Annotated in this window: 24 protein-coding genes; 20 read left to right on the plus strand and 4 right to left on the minus strand. The window is 41.8% G+C overall.

The window, feature by feature from the left end; translation table 11 throughout:
• The first annotated feature begins 225 nt into the window (after positions 1-225).
• The 14 genes from AU377_RS11160 (at position 226) to AU377_RS11225 (ending at position 12,065) form a co-directional block, all read left to right on the plus strand.
• Positions 226-2,652, plus strand: a complete 2,427-nt coding sequence (locus AU377_RS11160) for a Na+/H+ antiporter subunit A (RefSeq protein WP_172794052.1) — start codon at positions 226-228, stop codon at positions 2,650-2,652.
• Positions 2,639-3,061, plus strand: coding sequence for a Na(+)/H(+) antiporter subunit B (locus AU377_RS11165; protein WP_067407838.1), 423 nt, complete (start codon positions 2,639-2,641; stop codon positions 3,059-3,061). The genes AU377_RS11160 and AU377_RS11165 overlap by 14 nt, the downstream gene beginning before the upstream one ends.
• A 3-nt stretch (positions 3,062-3,064) precedes the next feature.
• Positions 3,065-3,403: a Na(+)/H(+) antiporter subunit C gene (locus AU377_RS11170; RefSeq protein WP_067407839.1), complete on the plus strand. Its 339-nt coding sequence runs from the start codon at positions 3,065-3,067 to the stop codon at positions 3,401-3,403.
• Positions 3,396-4,877, plus strand: a complete 1,482-nt coding sequence (locus tag AU377_RS11175; RefSeq protein ID WP_067407840.1) for a Na+/H+ antiporter subunit D — start codon at positions 3,396-3,398, stop codon at positions 4,875-4,877. The genes AU377_RS11170 and AU377_RS11175 overlap by 8 nt, the downstream gene beginning before the upstream one ends.
• A gap of 50 nt (positions 4,878-4,927) precedes the next feature.
• Entirely contained in the window at positions 4,928-5,413 is a 486-nt protein-coding gene (locus AU377_RS11180) for a Na+/H+ antiporter subunit E (protein WP_067407841.1), read from the plus strand.
• Positions 5,413-5,697, plus strand: a complete 285-nt coding sequence (locus tag AU377_RS11185; protein WP_067407842.1) for a Na(+)/H(+) antiporter subunit F1 — start codon at positions 5,413-5,415, stop codon at positions 5,695-5,697. Before AU377_RS11180 ends, AU377_RS11185 begins: the two co-directional genes overlap by 1 nt.
• Positions 5,675-6,061: a Na+/H+ antiporter subunit G gene (locus tag AU377_RS11190; protein ID WP_067407843.1), complete on the plus strand. Its 387-nt coding sequence runs from the start codon at positions 5,675-5,677 to the stop codon at positions 6,059-6,061. The genes AU377_RS11185 and AU377_RS11190 overlap by 23 nt, the downstream gene beginning before the upstream one ends.
• A 168-nt stretch (positions 6,062-6,229) precedes the next feature.
• On the plus strand, positions 6,230-6,598 hold the full coding sequence (locus AU377_RS11195; RefSeq protein WP_067407844.1) for a metalloregulator ArsR/SmtB family transcription factor: 369 nt from the start codon (positions 6,230-6,232) through the stop codon (positions 6,596-6,598).
• Positions 6,585-8,693, plus strand: coding sequence for a heavy metal translocating P-type ATPase (locus tag AU377_RS11200; RefSeq protein WP_067407845.1), 2,109 nt, complete (start codon positions 6,585-6,587; stop codon positions 8,691-8,693). The genes AU377_RS11195 and AU377_RS11200 overlap by 14 nt, the downstream gene beginning before the upstream one ends.
• A 146-nt stretch (positions 8,694-8,839) precedes the next feature.
• Positions 8,840-9,262 carry a transcriptional regulator MntR gene (gene mntR, locus AU377_RS11205; protein WP_067407846.1) on the plus strand — a complete coding sequence of 141 codons (423 nt, stop codon included), beginning with the start codon at positions 8,840-8,842 and terminating at the stop codon, positions 9,260-9,262.
• A 3-nt stretch (positions 9,263-9,265) separates the two neighbouring features.
• Positions 9,266-10,123, plus strand: a complete 858-nt coding sequence (locus AU377_RS11210) for a S1 RNA-binding domain-containing protein (protein ID WP_067407847.1) — start codon at positions 9,266-9,268, stop codon at positions 10,121-10,123.
• Positions 10,124-10,194: 71 nt separating this feature from the next.
• Positions 10,195-11,082, plus strand: coding sequence for a DUF1002 domain-containing protein (locus tag AU377_RS11215; RefSeq protein WP_067407848.1), 888 nt, complete (start codon positions 10,195-10,197; stop codon positions 11,080-11,082).
• A 113-nt stretch (positions 11,083-11,195) separates the two neighbouring features.
• Complete coding sequence (locus tag AU377_RS11220) at positions 11,196-11,480, plus strand: GNAT family N-acetyltransferase (RefSeq protein WP_067407849.1); 285 nt, start codon at positions 11,196-11,198, stop codon at positions 11,478-11,480.
• Between the two features lie 111 nt (positions 11,481-11,591).
• Positions 11,592-12,065: a DUF4064 domain-containing protein gene (locus tag AU377_RS11225; protein WP_067407850.1), complete on the plus strand. Its 474-nt coding sequence runs from the start codon at positions 11,592-11,594 to the stop codon at positions 12,063-12,065.
• 39 nt (positions 12,066-12,104) lie between these two features.
• On the opposite strand, the gene AU377_RS11230 is transcribed toward AU377_RS11225, so the two are convergent.
• Positions 12,105-12,599: a GNAT family N-acetyltransferase gene (locus AU377_RS11230; protein ID WP_067407851.1), complete on the minus strand. Its 495-nt coding sequence runs from the start codon at positions 12,597-12,599 to the stop codon at positions 12,105-12,107.
• A 216-nt stretch (positions 12,600-12,815) separates the two neighbouring features.
• Here AU377_RS11230 and AU377_RS11235 point away from each other — a divergent pair, with 216 nt between their 5' ends.
• From AU377_RS11235 to AU377_RS11250, 4 genes are all read left to right on the plus strand, one after another.
• Positions 12,816-13,160, plus strand: a complete 345-nt coding sequence (locus tag AU377_RS11235) for a hypothetical protein (protein ID WP_067407852.1) — start codon at positions 12,816-12,818, stop codon at positions 13,158-13,160.
• Positions 13,161-13,349: 189 nt separating this feature from the next.
• A complete protein-coding gene (yidC, locus tag AU377_RS11240; RefSeq protein WP_172794059.1) occupies positions 13,350-14,180 on the plus strand; it encodes a membrane protein insertase YidC in 831 nt (276 codons plus the stop codon).
• A gap of 76 nt (positions 14,181-14,256) precedes the next feature.
• On the plus strand, positions 14,257-14,505 hold the full coding sequence (locus AU377_RS11245; protein WP_067407853.1) for a hypothetical protein: 249 nt from the start codon (positions 14,257-14,259) through the stop codon (positions 14,503-14,505).
• 113 nt (positions 14,506-14,618) lie between these two features.
• Positions 14,619-15,476, plus strand: a complete 858-nt coding sequence (locus AU377_RS11250) for a D-alanyl-D-alanine carboxypeptidase family protein (RefSeq protein WP_082732016.1) — start codon at positions 14,619-14,621, stop codon at positions 15,474-15,476.
• Positions 15,477-15,589: 113 nt separating this feature from the next.
• Here AU377_RS11250 and cls read toward each other — a convergent pair whose 3' ends face one another.
• Positions 15,590-17,047 (minus strand): cardiolipin synthase, encoded by a 1,458-nt coding sequence (cls, locus tag AU377_RS11255; RefSeq protein ID WP_067407854.1) that lies wholly within the window; start codon positions 17,045-17,047, stop codon positions 15,590-15,592.
• A gap of 452 nt (positions 17,048-17,499) precedes the next feature.
• Here cls and AU377_RS11260 point away from each other — a divergent pair, with 452 nt between their 5' ends.
• Positions 17,500-18,873 (plus strand): S-layer homology domain-containing protein, encoded by a 1,374-nt coding sequence (locus tag AU377_RS11260; protein WP_067407855.1) that lies wholly within the window; start codon positions 17,500-17,502, stop codon positions 18,871-18,873.
• A 49-nt stretch (positions 18,874-18,922) separates the two neighbouring features.
• Here the strand turns inward: AU377_RS11260 and AU377_RS11265 are convergent, their stop codons facing one another.
• On the minus strand, positions 18,923-20,101 hold the full coding sequence (locus tag AU377_RS11265) for an MFS transporter (RefSeq protein WP_067407856.1): 1,179 nt from the start codon (positions 20,099-20,101) through the stop codon (positions 18,923-18,925).
• 405 nt (positions 20,102-20,506) lie between these two features.
• Between AU377_RS11265 and AU377_RS15645 the strand changes: the two genes are divergently transcribed.
• Positions 20,507-20,647, plus strand: coding sequence for an Lmo0850 family protein (locus tag AU377_RS15645; RefSeq protein ID WP_172794053.1), 141 nt, complete (start codon positions 20,507-20,509; stop codon positions 20,645-20,647).
• Positions 20,648-20,757: 110 nt separating this feature from the next.
• Here AU377_RS15645 and AU377_RS11275 read toward each other — a convergent pair whose 3' ends face one another.
• On the minus strand, positions 20,758-21,957 hold the full coding sequence (locus AU377_RS11275; RefSeq protein ID WP_067407858.1) for an FtsW/RodA/SpoVE family cell cycle protein: 1,200 nt from the start codon (positions 21,955-21,957) through the stop codon (positions 20,758-20,760).
• Positions 21,958-22,123: the final 166 nt, after the last annotated feature.

The raw sequence follows: 22,123 nt of genomic DNA on the forward strand, positions 1-22,123 counted from the left end.
TGTTGGCCTAAACCATGGTATTATATCTGATTCAACTATGCTTAGCAAGAATGTTTACAAAGAAAACATAACGAAGGCGGGAAATATCATTTTAGTGTATAATTCCTTTGTATCTAAATCCTCTTTGTTCGTTCCTATAACTACACATTATCCTGTCACAGAGAAGTTGAGTCAAGTTTAACATGAACTATGCAGAAGGATCCCATCCTTTTAGAAAATTCATCGATGACTGGAGGTCTGCATTTGTTTTTATCAATTGCAATATTCATCCCATTTCTTATAGCCATCTTTATTCCATTCATTTATAAAAGAGTACCGAATCGAAATATTGGGTGGTTTGTCCTAGTTGTTCCCGTTTTACTATTCCTCTTCCTTGCAAGCCATATTCCTACGGTTGCAGAAGGCAAAACTACTATACATACGTTTCGGTGGATTGAATCAGCAGGAATTCACTTCACAACTTATTTAGATGGTTTAAGCCTAATCTTCGGCTTGCTCATTTCCGGAGTAGGAAGTCTTGTGATCCTTTACTCCATATATTATTTGTCAGAACGCGAAGCGTTAGGGCGCTTTTACGTTTATCTTCTGCTGTTTATGGGTGCAATGCTCGGCGTTGTATTTTCAGACAATATGATGGTGCTGTACGTCTTTTGGGAACTAACGAGCATTTCGTCCTTCCTATTAATCGCATTTTGGTACCATCGAAAAAAATCTCGATATGGTGCACAAAAGTCTATGTTGATCACGGTTACAGGCGGTATTGGGATGCTGGCAGGCTTTGTGATGCTGCAATCTTTGACAGGTACTTTTAGTGTGCGCGAAACGATCCAGGTAATCGACCAATACACAGGAGAAGGTCTATTTATAGCTGCGATGTCACTTGTGTTGCTCGGCGCATTTACAAAATCAGCACAATTCCCATTTCATATTTGGCTACCCGATGCAATGGAAGCACCGACACCGGTTAGTGCTTACTTACACTCAGCGACGATGGTAAAAGCAGGGATTTATCTTGTCGCACGTTTTACGCCAATTTTTGGCGGAGAGAAAATATGGTTTTATGCCATTTGTTGTGTAGGAATTTTCACGTTATTTTTAGGCTCTTTCAATGCCGTAAGACAAACAGATCTAAAAGCTTTGCTTGCTTATTCGACGATTAGTCAGCTGGGGCTTATTATGAGTCTGATCGGACTCGGTTCAGCGGCTACGGCTCAGGGAATGAGCACCCAATCGGCAATTTTTGTTCAAGCAACATTCGCGGCGCTTTTCCATCTTGTGAACCATTCGACGTTTAAAGGTGCGCTTTTCATGGTTGTCGGGATTCTGGATCATGAACTTGGGACAAGGGATGTCAGAAGACTTGGCGGGCTTATGGCATTCATGCCGGTGACGTTTACGATTGCGTTGATTGGAAGCTTCTCAATGGCAGGTTTGCCGCCGTTTAATGGTTTCTTAAGTAAGGAAATGTTTTTTGAAGCGATGCTTTCACTCCGCGGGCTTGATCTGTTTTCGCTTGGGGCGTGGGGAGCGATTTTCCCAGTCATTGCTTGGGTTGCGAGTATCTTTACATTTGTCTACAGTATGATCATCGTTTTCCAAACATTTTTTGGTGAACACCATCCAGAACGAATCGAACGTCCGGCGCATGAGGCGAAGCCGGGCATGCTTATTGCACCGTCTGTATTAGCTACTTTTATTATTGGGATTTTCTTTTTTCCTAATCTCATTGGAGACTATTTACTTCGCCCAGCGGTAAAAGGGCTTTACCCAACACTTTCAAATGTTGAAAGTATGATACCGGCAATTACAGTGTGGCACGGCTTCAATACGGCCTTATGGATGACAATTGGTGTCATCATTTTAGGTGTTGTGCTGTACTGGCGACTGCACAGTTGGAAAGGAATTTACACAGCCGCGCCGATGCGTTTGAATTTGGATACAATGTATAACGGACTGTTATTGAAGACAGAAGAAGGGGCTTCGTCTATCACCCGCTTTTATATGACAGGTTACCTACGCGACTATGTCGTTTATATTTTCACGTTTTTTATATTGATCGTTGGCGGTGTTTTTTTCACAAACGGCTCCTTTTCCATTGATCTTTCAAATGATGCGCCCATTGCGGCGAATGAATATATTATTATCTTTGTTATGATGGGTGCCAGCATTGCAATCATTTTTGCGAAATCACGAAAGACGGCAATTATTTTAAATGGCGTGCTCGGATATGCCATTGCGATTTTGTTTGTTGTTTTTCGAGCACCTGATTTAGCATTAACGCAAATCGTTGTCGAAACGGTTACAACCGCATTATTTTTGCTATGCTTTTACTTTTTGCCAGAATGGAAAATGGAAAAGCTTCCGAAGCCGACAAAGCTGGTCAATGGTCTGATCGCAGTTTCGGCAGGCGTTATTGTAACGGTGATCGCGCTTGCGGCGCAAGGCAACAAGTTGTTTGAATCGGTTTCGGTATACTTCGAAAATGCCTATGATTTAGCGGGCGGAAAAAACATTGTCAATACGATCCTAGGGGATTTCCGAGCATTTGATACGATGCTGGAAGTTGTTGTTCTTTTCATCGCCGGAATAGGTGTCTTTACGTTAATTAAACTAAAGGCGGGAAAGGAGGAACGGGACGTTGAAGATCAATGATGTCATACTGCAAACCGTAACGAAAATTGTTGTTTTTATCATTTTAACGTTCGGCGTCGAACTATTTCTTTCCGGGCATAACAATCCGGGGGGAGGCTTCATAGGCGGACTCGTTCTATCCTCTGCCTTCGTTTTACTCTATTTGGTGTACGACATCGAAACGGTTCAAAAAGGAATTCCATTCGACTTTAAAAAAATTGCCGCAATCGGCGTGCTGCTCGCCGTCGGTTCTGGCACCGGTTCAATGTTGTTCGGATCAGAATTTCTGACACATACATTTAGCGAATTTACTTTGCCTGTTTTCGGTGCAACAGAGCTTGGCACGGTTGTACTGTTCGAGGCGGGTGTGGCACTGACAGTCGTTGGGGTCGTTGTCACGATCATATTAAGTATTAGTGAGGATGTGTAGCATTTGGAGACGTTAATTACGATACTGATTGGTGTGCTTGTAACGGTTGCGGTCTACTTGCTACTGTCCCGCAGTCTCATTCGTGTCATTTTAGGGTCCGCGATATTATCCCATGCGGTTCACCTGCTTTTGATGACAATGGGGGGATTGAAAAAAGGCGGCGTTCCGTTAATCGGCGAAGACAATTCAACGTTTACAGATGCCTTGCCGCAAGCACTCATTCTGACAGCAATTGTCATAAGTTTTGCGGTGACAGCCTTTCTACTCGTTCTTGCCTACCGTACGTATAAAGAAACGGGGCAGGACAATCTCGATGCATTGAGAGGGTTTGAAGATGAATAATAGTATTGTGCTTCCAATGATTATTCCTTTAATCACTGGGATTTTGCTTGTTTTTTTCCGTTCCCATATTCGCCTGCAACGGATTGTTAGTGTCGTTTCGATTGTTTGTACAGTAGCGATTAGCGTGTACATATTGCAGTTGATCCAACAGGAAGGAATTTTACGGCTAGATTTTGGTGGATGGCTTCCACCCTATGGAATTTTGTTTGTGGCGGATTCTTTTTCGATGCTGCTCGTTTTGACGACATCGATTATTACAGGCATCCTTTTGCTTTATGCCTTCGCTTCCATTGGTGTAACGCATGAAAAGATGTTTTTTTATCCATTTGTATTCTTTCTCATTACAGGTGTCAACGGCTCATTTTTAACGGGCGATCTATTTAATCTTTTTGTTTGCTTTGAAGTGATGCTGCTTGCCTCCTATGTGTTGATCACGCTTGGCGGAAGAAAAGTTCAACTCGTGGAATCGATTAAATACATTTCCATAAATGTATTATCTTCTTGGTTTTTCCTCGTTGCGATTGCGTATTTATATGGCACAATTGGTACGTTGAATATGGCGCATTTATCGGTTCGGATCGCGGAAGTTGGACAAGGTCCACTACTGACTGTCATTAGTCTCATCTTTTTGATTGTCTTTAGCTTAAAGGCGGGGCTGCTTCTGTATTTTTGGCTGCCGGGATCGTACAGTGCACCCCCAACAGTCGTTGCTGCGTTATTTGGTGCATTGTTAACGAAGGTTGGCGTTTATGCCTTGTTCCGAACGTTCACCCTTATTTTTTACCATGAGCCGGGAATTACCCATAAGCTCATAGGTGTGATGGCGATTGTGACGATGGTTTTCGGCAGTGTTGGTGCAATTGCTTATCAAGATGTACGACAAATTGTTGCTTACAACGTAGTCATTGCTGTCGGCTTTATACTAGTAGGTCTTGCTGTGTCAACTGAAGCAGGATTTCAAGGATCCATCTATTATCTAGTACACGACATGATTATTAAAGCGCTATTATATTTAATTGCGGGAACGATGATTTACTTAACGGGAAAAACGCGCATCGACGAAATGAGTGGACTTATACGCAACTACCCGCTGCTTGGGTGGCTGTTTTTCATCACCTTATTATCTTTGGCAGGTATTCCGCCGCTTAGTGGATTTATCGGGAAGGTATACATGGGACAGGGTACGATTGAAGCCGGGGCTTTTCTATTGCTAGCAGTCGCATTTCTTTCTAGTATTTTTGTCCTCTATTCGTTACTCAGAATCTTTTTAAATAGTTTCTGGGGAGAAACGATTATTAACGAAGACGACGACGTTCCGCTAAAAAAAGGTATGCTCGTACCTTGTGTGCTTTTAGGTATCTTAACTTTTGCACTGGGGATTGGTGTAGAAGGGATTGCAGTTTATGTGCAAGATGCCGCCGAGACATTGATGAATCCCCAAATTTACATAGAGGCAGTGCTCTATGAAAGGTAAAGTGATACAAAGTAATATCCCAAGTGTAAAGAAAAGTGAGGTGGACGTTTATGCCAGCGGCCCAGTTATTGCTGAATATATTTATCGCATTCCTTTGGATGCTTTTAATGGATGAGGACGAGCTGAATTTTACGACTTTCCTTGCGGGCTTTCTTGTTGGGATTGGGATTATTTTTTTCATGCATCGTTTTTTTGGCACACAGTTTTATTTGCGAAGATTTATTTCAATTGTGAAGCTGATTTTCATCTTTGCTTCCGAATTGACACAGTCCAGTATCATTGTCTTGAAGCAAATTCTAAGTCCTAAGCTAAATATAGAGCCAGGTATATTTAAATATGAAACTGTGTTAAAAAGTGATGTTGAAGTTACGATGTTATCGATGCTATTAACGCTGACGCCGGGATCTGTTGTAATGGAAGTGGCGCCTGAAGGGACGACGCTTTATATTCATGCGATGGATGTGAAGCAGTCTAAAGCGTCACTCATTAGCCAATTGAAAAATTTTGAAAAAGCGATTATGGAGGTGACCCGATAATGATTGAAACTTTGCTGACAATTTCCCTAGTTTTGTTTGCGACGACAATTGCAATTGCTGTTGTTCGAATTATTCTAGGGCCGTCTATGCCAGATCGGGTCATTGCACTTGATATTATCGGGGTGAACTTAATCGCCACGATCGGAATCGTCTCCATATTGCTGAAGACGAAAGCATTTTTAGAAGCGATTTTGATATTGGGGATTTTATCGTTTATCGGAACGATTGCCTTCTCAAAATCCATTGAGAGGGGGATTATCGTTGAGCGTAGAAAAGATCGGTGAATTAGTAGGCGTTGCATTTATTTTTGCAGGTGCAATCGCAAGTGTTATTAGTGCGTTTGGTTTACTTCGCCTGCCGGATATCTACACAAGATCGCATGCGGCAACGAAAAGTTCTACCTTGGCGGTACTCCTGACATTATCGGGGACATTCATCTATTTTTTACTGGGTGAACAATTCGTGAGTGTCCGCGTATTGCTCGGTATTGTCTTTGTGTTTTTGACAGCACCCGTAGCGGGTCATTTAATCGTCCGAGCAGCTTATCGTTCAAAAGTAAAGCTCGCCGATATATCTGTGGAGGATGCGCTTTACGATGTGTTGCATAAAGAAGAAGACGAAAAGAAAGACGGTGCGGGTCGTTCCTAACGACTCACACCGTCTTTTTTATGCGCAATTGTTTTCGGCAAACCGACATGAAGTCCCTTTTTTTACGATAAATTCATATTCAAATACTTGTTTGATTGACCTTGCATTGGTGAAGGAAATCTGCATATAATGTAAATAATCAAACCGATATTTGAATGAGGTGTTTTCATGCCAGTAAAAGAGATATGTGAAGTAACAATCGTACATGATGAAGTTGTAGAACGCGTTCAACAAGCTATTCCTGATTTGGGTGCCGCCGTACAAATATTTAAAGCGTTAGCAGACGAAACACGATTAAAAATTGCCTATACGTTAACACTTGAAGAGGAAATGTGTGTATGCGACGTAGCGGCAGTTATTGGGTCTTCAGTAGCGACGGCATCCCATCATTTACGCTATTTGCGGGATGGGGATTTAGCCAAATCAAGACGAAAAGGAAAAATGGTCTATTACTCGTTGGCAGATCGCCATGTGCATCAGCTCGTTAAAATTGCACATGTCCATGCACAGGAAGGTGATCACAATGACAACGGCTAACAAGAAAGAATACCGTTTGGAAAACTTAACCTGTGCAAGCTGTGCGATGAAATTTGAAAATAATGTCAAAAGTCTTCCGAACATTGTAGATGCCCAGGTCAACTTCGGTGCATCGAAACTATCATACAGCGGGGAAGCGACGATCAAGGAGATAGAGGATGCTGGTGCTTTCGATGGCATTAAAGTAGTCACGGGAACACAAAGGAAAAAAGAGTCATCTACACCATTCTTTAAACGAAGAGAAAATTTTGTGACATTGCTTTCGCTTCTTTTTCTAATTGCTGGATCTATCGTATCTTTTCAAAAAGGTGAAACACATGTTGGAGCGATTAGCTTGTTTACACTCGCGATCATCATTGGCGGTGCGGATATATTTAAAGATGGATTCAAAAACCTTGTTCGGTTTGAATTTGACTTAAAGACACTTATGACCATTGCCATTATAGGTGCAGCGATTATTGGAGAATGGCGGGAAGCAGCCGTCGTTGTATTCTTATTTGCGATTAGTGAAGCATTGGAAGCTTATTCAATGAACAAAGCGCGCAAGTCCATTCAAAAGCTCATGGATATTGCACCTCCCACAGCAATCGTGAAGCGAGGGGACGAACTAGTTGAATTATCAACTGAAGAAATTGTCATTGGAGATGTGTTACTCGTTAAACCTGGGCAAAAAATTGCGATGGACGGTGTCGTATTGTCCGGAAAATCGACAGTAAATCAGGCGGCGATCACAGGTGAATCGATCCCAGTCGTTAAGGAAAGAGAGAGCACAGTCTATGCAGGGACACTAAATGAGGAAGGTGCACTTGAAGTCTCCGTCACAAAGCTAGTAGGAGATACAACGATTGCGAAAATCATTCACCTTGTAGAAGAAGCACAGGCAGAAAAAGCGCCTACGCAAAAATTTGTCGATCGTTTCGCAAAATATTATACACCAGTGATTATCATCATTGCGCTTTTAATCGCGATCATTCCGCCGCTGTTCTTCGGGGAGTGGATGACTTGGATTTATCAAGGGCTTGCGGTTCTCGTCGTCGGCTGTCCTTGTGCGCTTGTCGTCTCGACGCCAGTTGCTATTGTGACGGCGATTGGAAATGCAGCACGTCAAGGTGTTTTGATCAAAGGCGGCGTACATTTAGAAGATACAGGTCATTTACGTGTCATCGCTTTTGACAAAACCGGCACATTGACGAAGGGTTATCCAGAAGTGACGGATTTTGTTCCTGTGGAAGGGATTGACAAAGGCGAGTTATTACGTTTAACACAGGCGGTTGAATCGTTGTCGCAGCATCCGCTTGCCAAGGCGATCGTTACGTATGCACGAAAAAATCATGCGGAATCGCTCCCGGCAACTGATTTCCAATCAGTAACGGGAAAAGGGGCTTTTGCACAAGTTGACGGCATGACCGTGTCGATTGGAAGTTTAGACTGGATTCAAGAGATGGCTGTTATTCCTGAATCGACACTTTTGCATGCAGAGACGTTACAGCAGGAAGGAAAGTCCGTGATGGCAATTGCGCTAGATGGACAATTTTGCGGGCTAATTGCGGTGGCAGATCCTGTACGGGCAGAAAGTAAGACAGTCATTGACAAGTTGAAAAAAATTGGTATCCAACATATTGTCATGTTGACGGGAGATCATCCAATTACAGCACAAGCGATTGCCAAGCGCCTTGGGATCTCGGATGTACGCGCGAGCCTATTGCCAGAACAAAAACTTGACGCGATTAAACAGTTAAATGGACAATACGGCCGTGTAGCGATGGTCGGTGACGGTGTGAATGATGCACCGGCCCTGGCTGCAGCTTCGATTGGAATTGCAATGGGAGGCGCTGGAACGGACGCCGCGTTAGAAACGGCGGATATCGCCCTCATGGCAGACGATTTGGAGCAATTGCCTTATACGATGAAAGTGAGCCGCAAGACACTGCGAATTATTAAAGAAAACATTGCCTTTGCATTAGGATTAAAAATCATCGCATTACTGTTAATCATCCCCGGATGGCTTACGCTATGGATCGCCATTTTTGCGGATATGGGTGCAACATTACTTGTTGTACTCAATTCCTTACGACTCTTACGTATTCAAAAATAAATAACTGAAAATGGAAAGGGATGCTGACGTATGTTATCATCCCTTTCCCTGCGTAAAACGAATTTCTACAAGAATAGGATGGATCATGCTAAAATAATATGACCTAAAGAGGGAATAGAAGGTTATACATACTGGAGGCGTTACGGATGGCAACACCAGGTATGGAAGATTACATTGAACAAATCTATTTGCAGCTTGAGGCGAAAGGTGTCGCCCGCGTTTCGGAAATCGCGGAAAATCTTGAAGTCTTGCCTTCTTCTGTAACAAAAATGGCGCAGCGGCTTGACCGTGAGGGATACGTTATTTACGAGCGATATAAAGGACTCGAACTCACGGAACAAGGATGGAAGTTTGGTAAAAAACTTGTCCGGCGACATGAATTACTCGAGCAATTTCTTCGCATTATTGGTGTAGAGGAAAAAAATATTTACGCTGATGTAGAAGGAATCGAACATCACTTAAGTTGGAATGCGATGGATCGCATTACCGATCTTGTAGAAGCAATGGAAAAAGATCAAGAATTCGTAAAAAAGCTGCGGATTATCGAAGATCAGGAAAAGGATGAATGACCAATGGAACAATTGAAATCAGGAAATGTAGCCGAACTAAAGGTGATCGGACAAGACGGTTCAAGATGGGTATTAGATGGACAGGACGAAGAAATCTATTTAAATATGTCTGAAGCGGATGAAGACACAGCGGTCGGACATACTGTGCGCGTTTTCCTATATGCAAATCGCAAAGGTAAATTAACGGCAACAATGCATATGCCGAATATGACGTTTGGAACATACGGTTGGGCAAGGGTCATACGTGTAGAGGATCAGGAAGGGGTCTATGTCGATATTGGATCTTCCTTTGAAGTACTCGTGAACAAAGCCGATATGCCGAGAATCCGGTCGCTTTGGCCCAAAATTGACGATGAACTGTATATGACACTTCGCACAGACTTAGGCGGAACGATCTTTGGACGGCTTGCCACAGAGGAGCGTGTATTGGAAGAAATCGCGCCTGCCCCTACATCTATTATGAATGCCAATTTAACCGCACGCGCTTATCGATTACTACCGGTCGGTTCTTTTATGCTGACCATTCCAGAAAATTACCGCATCTTTATCCATCGATCGGAACAGGAAGCTGAACCAAGGCTGGGACAGGAAATCACTGTTCGTGTTATTGATGTTCATAATGATGGAACATTGAACGGTTCCATGCTCCCAAGGAAAGAAGAACGACTTGGCGGTGATGCTGAAACGATTTGGAACTACTTAAATGATATTGGCGGTCGAATGCCTTTCACAGATCGTTCCACGCCTGAAGAAATAAAAGAAATGTTCAACCTAAGTAAAGGGGCATTTAAAAGGGCGCTCGGCAAGCTGATGAAAGAAGGGAAAATTACGCAAAGCGACGGATGGACGGAGATCAAATAACCTCACTGTATACGAAAAAGGGAACTTTTTTACCGATTATGCGTACTACATTGATGTGAGGGGGAAAATGTATGAAACATTTCGTGAAAATCGCTATGGCTGCCGTACTTTCAGTGGGTCTATTCATGCCGCATTTCGTGCAGGCAGAAGGTGTTGTCAATGAAAAACTTGGCGTGCCGATCGTCGTCTATGGCTCCAATTTATCTGATGCTGAAAAAGAAAGTGTTAAAAACAGTTTAGCAGTTCAAAAAGAAGCAGAAGTAGAAGAAATTACAGTCGATGGAAATGACTTAGTGAAGTATATTAAAGGCGGAGACAGCAGAGCAAGAATGTATTCGTCTGCCAAAATAACGAGGCAAGACGAAGGTAAAGGACTTGTCATTACGATTGTCACAGAAGAGAATATTACACAAGTGACGCCGGAAATGTATGCCAATGCGATGCTGACAGCAGGAATTGAAGATGCGGTCGTAGAAGTCGCGGCGCCGAAAAAAGTAACTGGTCATTCTGCCCTTGTCGGTATTTACAAAGCGTATGAAGTGACAGGTGAAAAACTAGATACAGAACGAACAGACGTCGCAAATGACGAGTTAAATTTGGCGACGAAGTTTTCCGAGGAATCGGGTGTCGATGCGGACAAAGTGGCGGAGTTGTTAACAGAAATTAAAAAGCAAATTGCTGAAAAAAATCCTGCCACGAAAGAGGAAGTTGAAAAAATTGTTACGGAACAATTGAATAAGCTAAACATCGAGCTAAGTGAAGCAGACCGTCAATTGCTTATTGAATTAATGGACCGTATTCGAAACCTTAATATCGATTTTAGCAAACTGTCCGATCAGTTAAATGATATGACGACAAAAATCAAAGAGAAATTTGGCGAAATCGACCCAGGTTTTTGGGATAAAGTAAAACAGTTCTTTGCTGACTTGTTCGATTCAATCGCATCCATTTTTAAATGATTTACCGAAGAGGCCTTGCATAGCCTCTTCTTTTTTATTTTGTAATTTTGCTGTATAGTGATGAAAAGAGAGTATTGCATCTCTTGGCAAAAGTCAGAAGAGGAGGATACGATATGGATTTTGAGTTAGTGAAGCTAGGCGGGGATGTGTTTTCGCTTCGTAATGAACAGGATGGAAAGGTACTTGCCGAAATTACGTGGACCATGTTAGGGGATGTCATGGTGGTCGATCATACGTATGTGTCTTCTGAACTTCGTGGAAGAGGCGTAGCGAAGCAATTACTAGACCGCGCAGCGGATTATGCGCGTGAAAAAGGACATAAAATAGAACCGGTTTGTTCATACGTTGTCACGGCGTTTGAACGGTTTAAAGAATACGAGGACATTAAGGTGAATTAAAAATAAAGCAATCCGCGAAAAGTGGATTGCTTTATTTTTTTAGGGGAAATATGAAACTAAATACACGGCTTAAGCGTATATTTATATACGTCAAAGAAAGAGGTGGAATGGATGAAACGTACTGCTGAAAGGATATTGTCGATCATTGGGACGGTATTTACTGGAATTAGTGTAGTGCTCGGTATTGCTTTTATGTCATTTATAAATGTTGTGAAATCGGATTCAATGATGATGCAAGACTTTGAAAAGGAAATGCTTGCAATAGATCCGACAATGACGCCGGAGGACCTGGAAGTATTCACATCGGTTATGGGCTTTATGGGCGGCATTATGTGGCTGCTCATTATTGGTCTCGTCATTAGCTTTATATTGAGCATTCTCGGCATCGTAAAAGTTTGGAACAATTCGAATCCAAAGCTTGCAGGAATCTTATTCATCATTAGTGGTGTATTAGGTGGAATTCTTTCCTTGGCATCCATCTTACTTTATATTGCTGCCATTCTTTGCTTTGTAAGAAAAGCACCGATCGCGGAGGATTCTCACTTTTTAAATGATCAATATGATGATACAATGCGGCCTTTATAAAGTAAAAACGCTTTCCAACATGGAAAGCGTTTTTGCATTTTATACTAAAACAGCACTTTGAATCGTATAAATATATTCGGCAGTTTCCACTGGCAAGCCTTCAAAATCTTCTTGAAAAACACTTTGCAGTTCAAAGCCTTGCTTTTCATAAAAAGATCGGCCGTTGCGGTTTTGACCATCAACGTAAACGAATAGCCGCTCGGCATCTCTTAACATCGATAAGGCATTTTTGAATAGCTTCTTGCCATAACCAACTTTCTGATAGCCTGGTAAAACATACATCGCTGTTAACTCAGAGTCACCATCTGCGTCTTTTTTTGTGAAGTTGATAAAGCCAACTGGCACGCCATCGCATTCGGCGATGAGCAGACAAGTCTTTTCCATGCGCTTTTTTAACATGGCATCTGAATAGGAACGGTTAATGAATGCTGTTTGGATGTCTTGTGGAATAATACCTTTATACGTTTCGCGCCACGTCTCGTGAGCGATTCGTTGTACGTGCACGATATCCTTGATTGTCATTGGTCGGATCATTGCACTTTCACCCCACTAATTCTTTTTCCTATCATATCAAAAACAACGCTCTAAAACTATAATTGTAACCGAAATGTTATACAAAAGAAACGTCGTTTGGAAAACAGTGGAAACACTGGCATATATGTATCCATTTATTCGAATTGAAGTTTTCGAACTGATAAAAAAGGGTATACTCTCAACTAACTCATAGAAGAAATTGGGAGGTATGTTGAAATGGCACGAAAACGAAATAATGGAATTTTGTTGGCAACCATTGCAGCTGGAACTTATGCATATTTTAGTAAAAAGGAAAATCGGGACAAGGCCCAAGTGATATTCCAAAATGCGAAGACAAAATTGGATTCTTTTCTCCAATCGCAAAAATATAATCGGGATTCTGAAACGAAGGTTGGACATTCGGATCCATACGATCTTCAGGACAATAAAATGGTAAGTGAAGGATCGCAAACGAGCGTTCATTATTATAATCAGCAGGTTGAAGACGATGAAGCAAAATCGCATGAAACAGACGGTCTTTACACGAAGAAAGAACAAGGAGAAATTGGACAGGCACAGTAACGAAGATATTTTTGGCGTATAGACAAAGTCGTTTTTTGACTTTGTCTATTTTAATTTCACTTTGGACGTGTGGGTAGACAATTTTTCAATGGACATTCATTGTCATAGTCGGTGTCTATAAGGTATACTTTTTAGTAGTTTGAATTAGTGAAGGTGAATCTATTGAAGAAAAGAATTAGTTTTGTGGCAATGTTGATCACGGCCGCCGTCTTTTTAAGTGGTTGCGCGGGCGTCGAGAAAAAAGAAGGCACGTTTTATGATCTTTTCGTCAAGCCAATGGAATGGCTGCTTCATTATTTTAGTGATCTACTTAATGGAAGCTATGGGCTTGCCATTATTCTCATTACCGTAATCATTCGGTTAATCCTTATGCCTTTCATGCTGAAAAATTACAAAGCCCAGCAACAAATGAAAGTGAAGATGGATGCGCTTCGTCCGGAAATGGAAGATATTCAGAAACGGATAAAAGAAGCGAAAGAAAAAGAGGATAAAGATGAGCAAGTAAAACTTCAACAAGAAATGATGGGGCTTTATTCAAAGCATGGTGTCAACCCGTTAAATATGGGATGTCTCCCGCTCATTATCCAAATGCCAATCATTATGGGGCTTTATTTTGCAATTCTCTATTCACCCGAAGTGAAATCACATCAATTTTTATGGTTTAACCTAGGAACACCCGATATGATTATGATGCTCTTGGCTGGAGCTGTCTACTTCGTTCAGGCACGTGTATCCCTATGGACAATGCCGGAACAACAAAAGCAACAGATGAAGATGTTTATCTACTTATCGCCGATTATGATTATGTTCATCTCGTTTAAAGCGATGTCAGCATTACCGTTGTATTGGGCGGTAGGAGGGCTACTTCTTATCTTCCAAACTTATCTTGGACGTAAGTTTTATTATACAGAGCCAGAAGTGGCTACGGAAACCGCCGATCAGAAGAAACCAGATGATCAAAAGAAATCGGACGATCAAAAGAAGCCGAACAATCAGAAGAAATCAAAGCGAAAAAAATAACAATTGGAGTTGTTCAATGCGTCCGTTATCCATGACACTTTGAACAACTTTTTTGATTTTCAAGGAGGATGAAAAAATGCCGAAAGGATGGCTATTCATCATTGGGATTGTCGCAACTGCCCTTGCCTCACTTTATTTCATTGTTAAATTAAACTTACATTATGCCGTACTCTCTATGACAGCATTGTTTACACTGACAAACGCGTCCCGTGTGAAAAGGTTTCGAGAACAAGGAATGGAACGTGAAGCAAAATGGATGCGATCGATGGCATTCTTTTTTGGGATTGCATGTATTGTCTACTTTTTCATTATCATACTGGGATAAAAAGGACCTATACAGGAAAAACATTTTCCTGCACACGTCCTTTTTCTACAGAGACACTTGAAAGAGAAAAAATGGTAAACTAGAGGAAGTGAAGATGAAGGAAGGCAAAGAGAATGAAGCGGAAAAATAAATATACAGATAGAACCCAATCTAAAAAGAATGGAAAAGCATTAACCATTGCATTGATTATTTCAGGAACGATTATGACAAGTCTCGTTATTTGGTTAGGGATGCATCAATGGGATCTTAACAAAAGCTTTTCAGCGATTACAGGGAGTAATCAAACGAAGGAACAACAGGAACCGGTTTCTGAAAATCATTCGGATCCGGAAACTGATTCGACACCGTCTTCTGAAGTATCAGATTCAGCTGGAGTTGAAGCACCGACTGACGAGGTGGATTCGGAGCAAACAGATGCTGGAGGCTATATAGAAGGACAGCAGTTGCCAGAAGAGCCAACGTATATCAATGGCGTTTTAATTGCCAATAAAAAATATCCATTACCTTCTACATTTGCACCAGGTGAAAATCAGGAAGCGCGTGAAGCGTTTAATAAAATGGCCGCGGAGGCGAAACTTGTCGGCTTTCACCTGACTGCATTCAGTACCTACCGTTCGTTTGAATATCAAACAACACTGTACGAAAGGTATGTTGAAAGGGATGGAAAAGAAGCTGCCGATCGGTATAGTGCACGCCCTGGCTACTCAGAGCATCAAACTGGCTTGGCCTTTGATATCGGAGAAGTGAATTACGAAAAGCATTGGGCCTCTTCTTCATTCGCCGAAACGGAAGCGGGGAAATGGGTTGGGGCAAATGCCCATCGATATGGCTTCATTTTACGTTATCCTTTAGGAAAAGAAGAAATTACAGGCTATATGTATGAATCTTGGCATTTCCGTTACGTAGGAGAAACGATTGCAAACGAAATCTATCAAAACAATAGTACGCTTGAAGAGTATTTAGGGATCTAAAAGGACTATCTTAGAAGTGCCTGGCACCGCTGCACACTGTCAAAATGTAGTATCATGTTCTGTTTTCGATACTATATTTAGTGTTCAATGGTGCCAGGCACTTCATTTTGTGTTTACAATATCGGCGATAGTAACCGTGAAACCGATTCTTTTATTTTGACAGCGCGTGTACGCTGCAAATACATTTCATACGTCAACTCCGTCGATGCTTGAATGTCTTGTTCAAACAGCTCGGCTAGTTCATGCGACTTTTCGCGGTCATAAATAAAAGCATTAATTTCAAAGTTCAACTTGAAGCTTCGAACATCGATATTCGCAGTGCCGACGGTCGATAATTCATCATCCACAACAATCTGTTTTGAATGGATAAAGCCATTTTCATAAATATACACTTTCGCTCCGGCTTTTAATAACTTTCCTACATTCGAATAAGTTGCCCAGTACACAAACATATGGTCAGGCTTGTTTGGAATCATAATACGCACATCTACACCCGACAAACAAGCAACCCGCAGTGCATCGAGAAAACTGACGTCAGGAATGAAGTAAGGTGTTTGAATGTAAATATACTTTTTGGCGATGAAGATCATTTTTAAATAACCATCTTTAATCTGTTCTCCCTGCGAATCGGGTCCGCTTGAGACGATTTGCATGCCGACAGATCCTTTTCTCGGTATGGCAGGAAAATACTGCTCCGCGTATTCGATGTCATGGTGCTCAGATGCTTGGTTCCAGTCAAGGATAAACCGGGTTTGAAGGGGATGAACTGCACTACCTTCAATCCGTAAATGAGTATCCCGCCAGTAACCAAATTTTTTGGAAAGCCCTAAATACTCATCCCCGACATTAAAGCCGCCTATATAGCCAATCCGACCATCAATCACAACAATCTTCCGGTGATTTCTATAATTTAAACGTGGATTAACAAGTGGGAAAACGGCTGGGAAAAACGCCTCAACCTCACCGCCGTGTTTGATCAGCTCGCGGAGATGTCTTTTATGAAGACCTCGGGAGCCGATATCATCAAAAAGAAAACGAACTTTTACCCCTTGTTTGGCTTTCCGAATGAGCACTTCTAAAATTTTCTTCCCCAAATCATCGAGGCGGATAATATAGTATTGGAAATGGATATGGTCTTTTGCTTGTTCCAGGTCTTCGATAAGCGTATTAAACTTCATCATTCCATCATTGAAAACTTGCACATCATTATCTTGCGTTAAAACCGCGTGGTTGTTTCTTAAGTGAAGATAGACCATGTCTTGATAATGAGCAGTATCATCCAGCCTAAATTCGAAGGTATTATTTTCAATTGCTTCTACTTGGTATTGAATTAATTGCTCGATGCCAATTTTATCCCGGCCTTCCCAGCGAAATAATTTCTTTTCGCTCAGTTGTCGCCCTAACAGTAAATAGATGAAAAAACCAAAAAACGGAATAAAGAATAAGACGAGGAGCCATGCCCACGTCGCAGTAGGATCTCTTCTCTCAAGAAAGATCAATGCAGCAGCAAGAAAAATATTCAATATTAAAATGACAGTCACAGAGACGCCAATCAGTTGCGTTAGTGTCATGAGCTCCCCCCTTTTCTAAAGTCATTACTTATGTACATAGTATACCGAATAATGAAGGAAAATGAAGAAATTAACACAAACCCTATCTTCACAATAAGAATTTCCGTCAAATTACGGGGCAGCAGTTAAACGGGAAGGGAAGCCATTATTTTTCATGTTCTAACATCTTATGTCTAATGCTCCCTAGTTATTTGTACCACTAACGAGATCTGTTTAATCCCTGTTCAATGAATGTTCCATAATCCCGTCATTCCTAGTCATCTGTGAGAAAGAATAGCTACATGCTCGAAAATAGTTAACTGGAAGAATAGTATTTTCTTGATAGGAGAAAAGGGCTGTAGTAAAATCTAAATGATCAGATTATTCCGGGGGGTAGTCTGTGAGGCTTAGGTTGAAAGGAGGGTTAGTGAGGTTAGATCCGATCTTGATATGACAAATGGAGGGGAAACTATTTGAAAAGGATCGTACAGCTCCAAATTCTGTTTGCAATTGCCCTTGTTTTGCAACTAGTTATAAGTCCTGCACAATCATTTGCTTCCGAGACGAAAGCGGAAGCAACGGTAGAGCCGGTTCACTACTTAGCGCTAGGAGACTCACTAGCCTTCGGGGTTAATTCCCAAGATAAGCCAGGGCTTGGTTACGCAGATCTAATTGCACAAACATTGAAAGCTTCGGGATTATTGAAATCCTATAACAAAGGTTTTGCAACGCCGGGCTATACGACAAAAAACATTTTAAGCGAATTACAAACAGACGTGGAAAAACCGATTATTGGATCTAACGATAACTCACAGACCGCTACCTTGCACAAATCTATCGCCACAGCAGATTTAATAACAATTAGTGTCGGTGCGAATGATCTATTTCAATACTTTAAGCTTAATAAAGAAACAGGCGAAGTAACATATGATGAGGCCGCGTTAAAAAATGAGATTGTACAGGTTGGACAAAATTATCACGCGATTTTAAAGGGAATCTACCAATTAAATCCAAAAGTCCAGATTTATATAATGGGATATTATAATTCATTCCCTTCGGTAGACCCCGCATTACAACCGATGATCAATCAGTTAGTTGCCGGTTTAAACACGGCGATTCAACAAGGAGCGATGGGAACGCCGGCAATATTCGTTCCAACTGCGGAGCAAATTGCAAAGGATTATCCAACGTATTTGCCAAACCCGCTAAGCGTCCACTTGAGCGCTGAAGGTTATCAAGTTGTTTTTGAACAATTTGATTGGGCGATTAAAAAGCATTATCAATGGCATACAGACGAAGAGACGTTACCGCATTTCCCGGATATTGCTACAAGTCCATTTAAAGATTATATTCATAAATCCGTCCAGCTCGGTCTTGTAAAAGGTCATTCAGATGGAACCTTTAAACCGAATGATACTTTAAACCGTTTACAAGCTGCCGCGATCATCGTCCGTTCACTCAATTTGCAGGTGAACATGGAAGCAGTGGCACCCTTTCCGGATATTAGAAGTTATTCAAAAGAAACGCAAGCTGAAGTTGTAGCTGCTTATCAATTCGGCATTGTCAAAGGCAGCAACGGAAAATTCCATCCAACCGCCCCTGTGACGCGTGCAGAGCTGGCGCTTATGCTTGAACGTACATTCGAGCTGGTAAGCGGATTGCCTTACGAGGCATCGACAACGCCATTTACAGATATCGGTCATTTAGATGCCGAAGCGCAAAAAGCCATCGCATTCTTATATGACTACCAAATTGCAAGCGGCGCCGGGGATCAGTTCATGCCGCACGCCCCGACAACCCGTGGGCAAGCGGCGAAAATATTTGTGAACTTTGCCAGCCTTCAATAATAGTAAAAGAAGACCGTTCGCTGTTTGATAGCGAAACGGTCTTCTTTTTTTAGGCTTCGGTTGTAGCATTGATATTTCTTAGTGATTTGCTCGTTTTCCTAAAAGTGAAAATTAGAGCAATTGCAGCGAGTGCGACAATCGCGGAAATCATATACATATTGCCCGCTTCTTTGGTAAAGATCCACGTAAAAAGCAAAGGACCAAAAATCCTGCCCATATTGTCCATCGAATAGGTCATTCCTGCTGCCGTTCCGTATTTTCCCCCTGCTTCCTTCGTCGTTAACGAAACAAGTATCGTGCGTGCAAGCGCGTTCCCAGCTGTAAAGATACTTAGTGCAACGCCTGCCCAAAATAAGTTCGTCGTAAAGGGGATTAAAAACAGCCCAAGTGCAGTAATAATTTGTGCGCCAATGATCCAAGTCGTTTCCGTACCATTTTTCACTCGACGGACAACCGCCCCTTGGATGGCCGCATCAACGAAACCGCTGGCCATGAATAAGTAGCCAATTTGAAGCGGTGTAATTTGGATGTTGGAAATTTGGAATAGTTGAAACGTAGATTCTAATCCCGCTAGGACGAGTGTGACGACAAACGAGAGTAAAAATAAATAGCGAATGCGGTATTGCCAAAGTGTTGATCCACCCTTAGGGAGAAGTGTACGTTTATTCGCTTCGCCGCGCCTTTCAGGTTCTTTTAAAATGATTCCTGCGTAAATTGCTAATGCCAATGTAAGAATACCGGAGGCGAGGTAGGGAAGTTGTAAGTTTGTATGTCCAAGCACCCCGCCAATTGCCGGCCCGAATATAAAGCCGAGTCCAATCGACATCCCGAGCAGTCCCATATATTTATTTCGATTTTCCTCATCTGTCATATCAGCTGCAAAACCTGTCACCGCGGTATAAAGTGCGCCGGAGAATATTCCGCCTACAATGCGTGAAAGGTAAAGTAGCGGCAAATAATCTAAGAATAATGCAAAGAGAAAGAAGCTGGAACTGAAGCCAAGCAGTCCGATTAAAATAAGTTTTTTTCTTCCTGTACGATCAGATAGCGAGCCCCATAGCGGCGCCGTGAAAAAGGAGGCGAGTGCATAAATTGTAATAAGCCCCCCGACATGGACCTCACCATAGCCGTGGTCAAGTATGACTTCCGGAAGAATTGGAATGACAATGCCAAAGCCAAGATAAACGAAAAACTGTACCGACATCAAAAGAAGGATTGCTTTTTTCATGGTTAAACCCACTTTCAAAATAAATCGTATACTATTACTTCCATTCTACTCTTTGCGAGCTGGACAGACAAAGGAAATGATGAAGTATTGTGACAAAGACGCTGGATTTATAGTAGTGTCTAACCAATTACGTCTAGTCTCCGACAAATCAGCATTAATCTTCAACCAACTAGTCTAAGTGTCCAACAAACGCAACGAAGTCTCCAACCTTCGCCGTTCAGCAAACAATTCACCCGTTCGCAAATGTATGAAAAAACCCGAACAGGGAACAATTTGTAACAGAATTGAAATGATTTAAAACCTTTAAGGAGTGGTATGATAAAATTAACTGCAGACTGAAGCATTTTCAAGAAACTTTCTACATGTATACACGTCTTAATCTACAGAAAGGTCGAGGTGGAAAGGATGGCTAACGAAGTGGATTTGAAGAAAATCATCTCCAACTTGGCGAAGTTGGGTGTTTCAGCCACATTGACGAAATCCCGTTTGGAAATGCTGAAAGCCCTTGCGCCGCCTATTCAAGACCCAAATATTCAGTCTCCATAAGAACGTATAGGGAAAAAGAGGAAAAGCTCCGATGGACTATCACATCCATCGGAGCTTTTCTTTTATCTTCATGCAGCAGAAGATCCCCACCTACGCCAAGGCGTAATTGATTACTCTTTATCATCCGCCCCGAACATATAAGTTCGGTGGTGAAACTTCATACTAAACACAAGGCCAATCGCCAGCATATTCCCCATAAGAGAACTTCCGCCATAACTAATAAACGGCAGTGGAATTCCTGTGATCGGCAACAGTTGGATCGTCATGCCGATATTTTCAATCACATGGAATGTAATCATAGCAATAATGCCGGCACATATATACGTGCTGAAAGGATCCTTTAACTCAAGTGTGATTTTCGTTAAGTGATAAATTAGGAAAAAGTACATACAAACGACAAGACTTGCCCCGACAAATCCCCAATCTTCTGCAATGGTTGTAAAGATAAAATCTGTATGGCTTTCTGCTACGTAAACTTCTCGCCCTTTATATCCTTTACCAAAAAACTCTCCCGATCCGATCGCATTAAGGGCGGTAATGAGATGAAGTCCTTCGTTGGACGAGTATGCATAAGGGTCTAGCCATGAATAGATTCTCCCAAATTGATAAAGTTGAAAGCCCAGTTTGTTTTGGAGAAAATCCTGTGCATAAAGTGCCGCCCATAGTAGTGTTACGCCAAGTGTAGCAGCCCCTGCAAAAAGCGGAAGGAGGATGCGCCACGTAATGCCGGCAACAACGAAGAGTGCTGCGGTAATCGCTAAGAAAACAAGTCCCGTGCCAAGGTCAGGCTGCAACATGATGAAAAATAACGGGATAAATAATACGAGGAGCATCTTACCAAGTAAATAAAAATCCGTTTTCAACGTTTTTTCAACAAACTTCTCATGATGCTGTGTAATCATACGCGCCATGCCGATAATGAAAAATGTCTTCATGAACTCAGCGGGTTGAATACTTCCGATGCCCGGAAGATGGAACCAACTTTTGGCCGAATTTCTTCTTTCGACTAACGCTAGGCTATCAGGAAGAATATATAAAAGTGCAAGAAGGAAGACGCCGCCTCCGTAAATAATCCAAGCAGCTTTTTTATATTGATCTGGTTCAAGATACATCGTAATCGCAATAATAATTGAGCCTACTACGTACCACTGAATTTGAGAAGGTATGAAATTGATAGGAACCCCTGATACCTTATATTGACCGGTCGTCTGCGCGGAAGCGATCGCAAATAAACTGATCAAGCAAAATAATAGCATGATGAACGCCAACGTCCAGTCGAAACGTTCTTGTAGCTTAATATCCGTTTTCATTTCATTGTTCACCTTTACCCTAAAGATTAATAAATTGAATAGGCCATCCATCTAGTATAACGCATCGCAGTCATGTATGCATGCTTTCCTGACGTATTGAGGCGATATGAAGTTGCCTCTTAAAAGTGGAGCATGCTAGACTTATGGGGAAATTAAGGTCTTGTAA

The organism is Sporosarcina sp. HYO08, assembly GCF_001563475.1.
Classification (GTDB): Bacteria; Bacillota; Bacilli; order Bacillales_A; family Planococcaceae; genus Sporosarcina.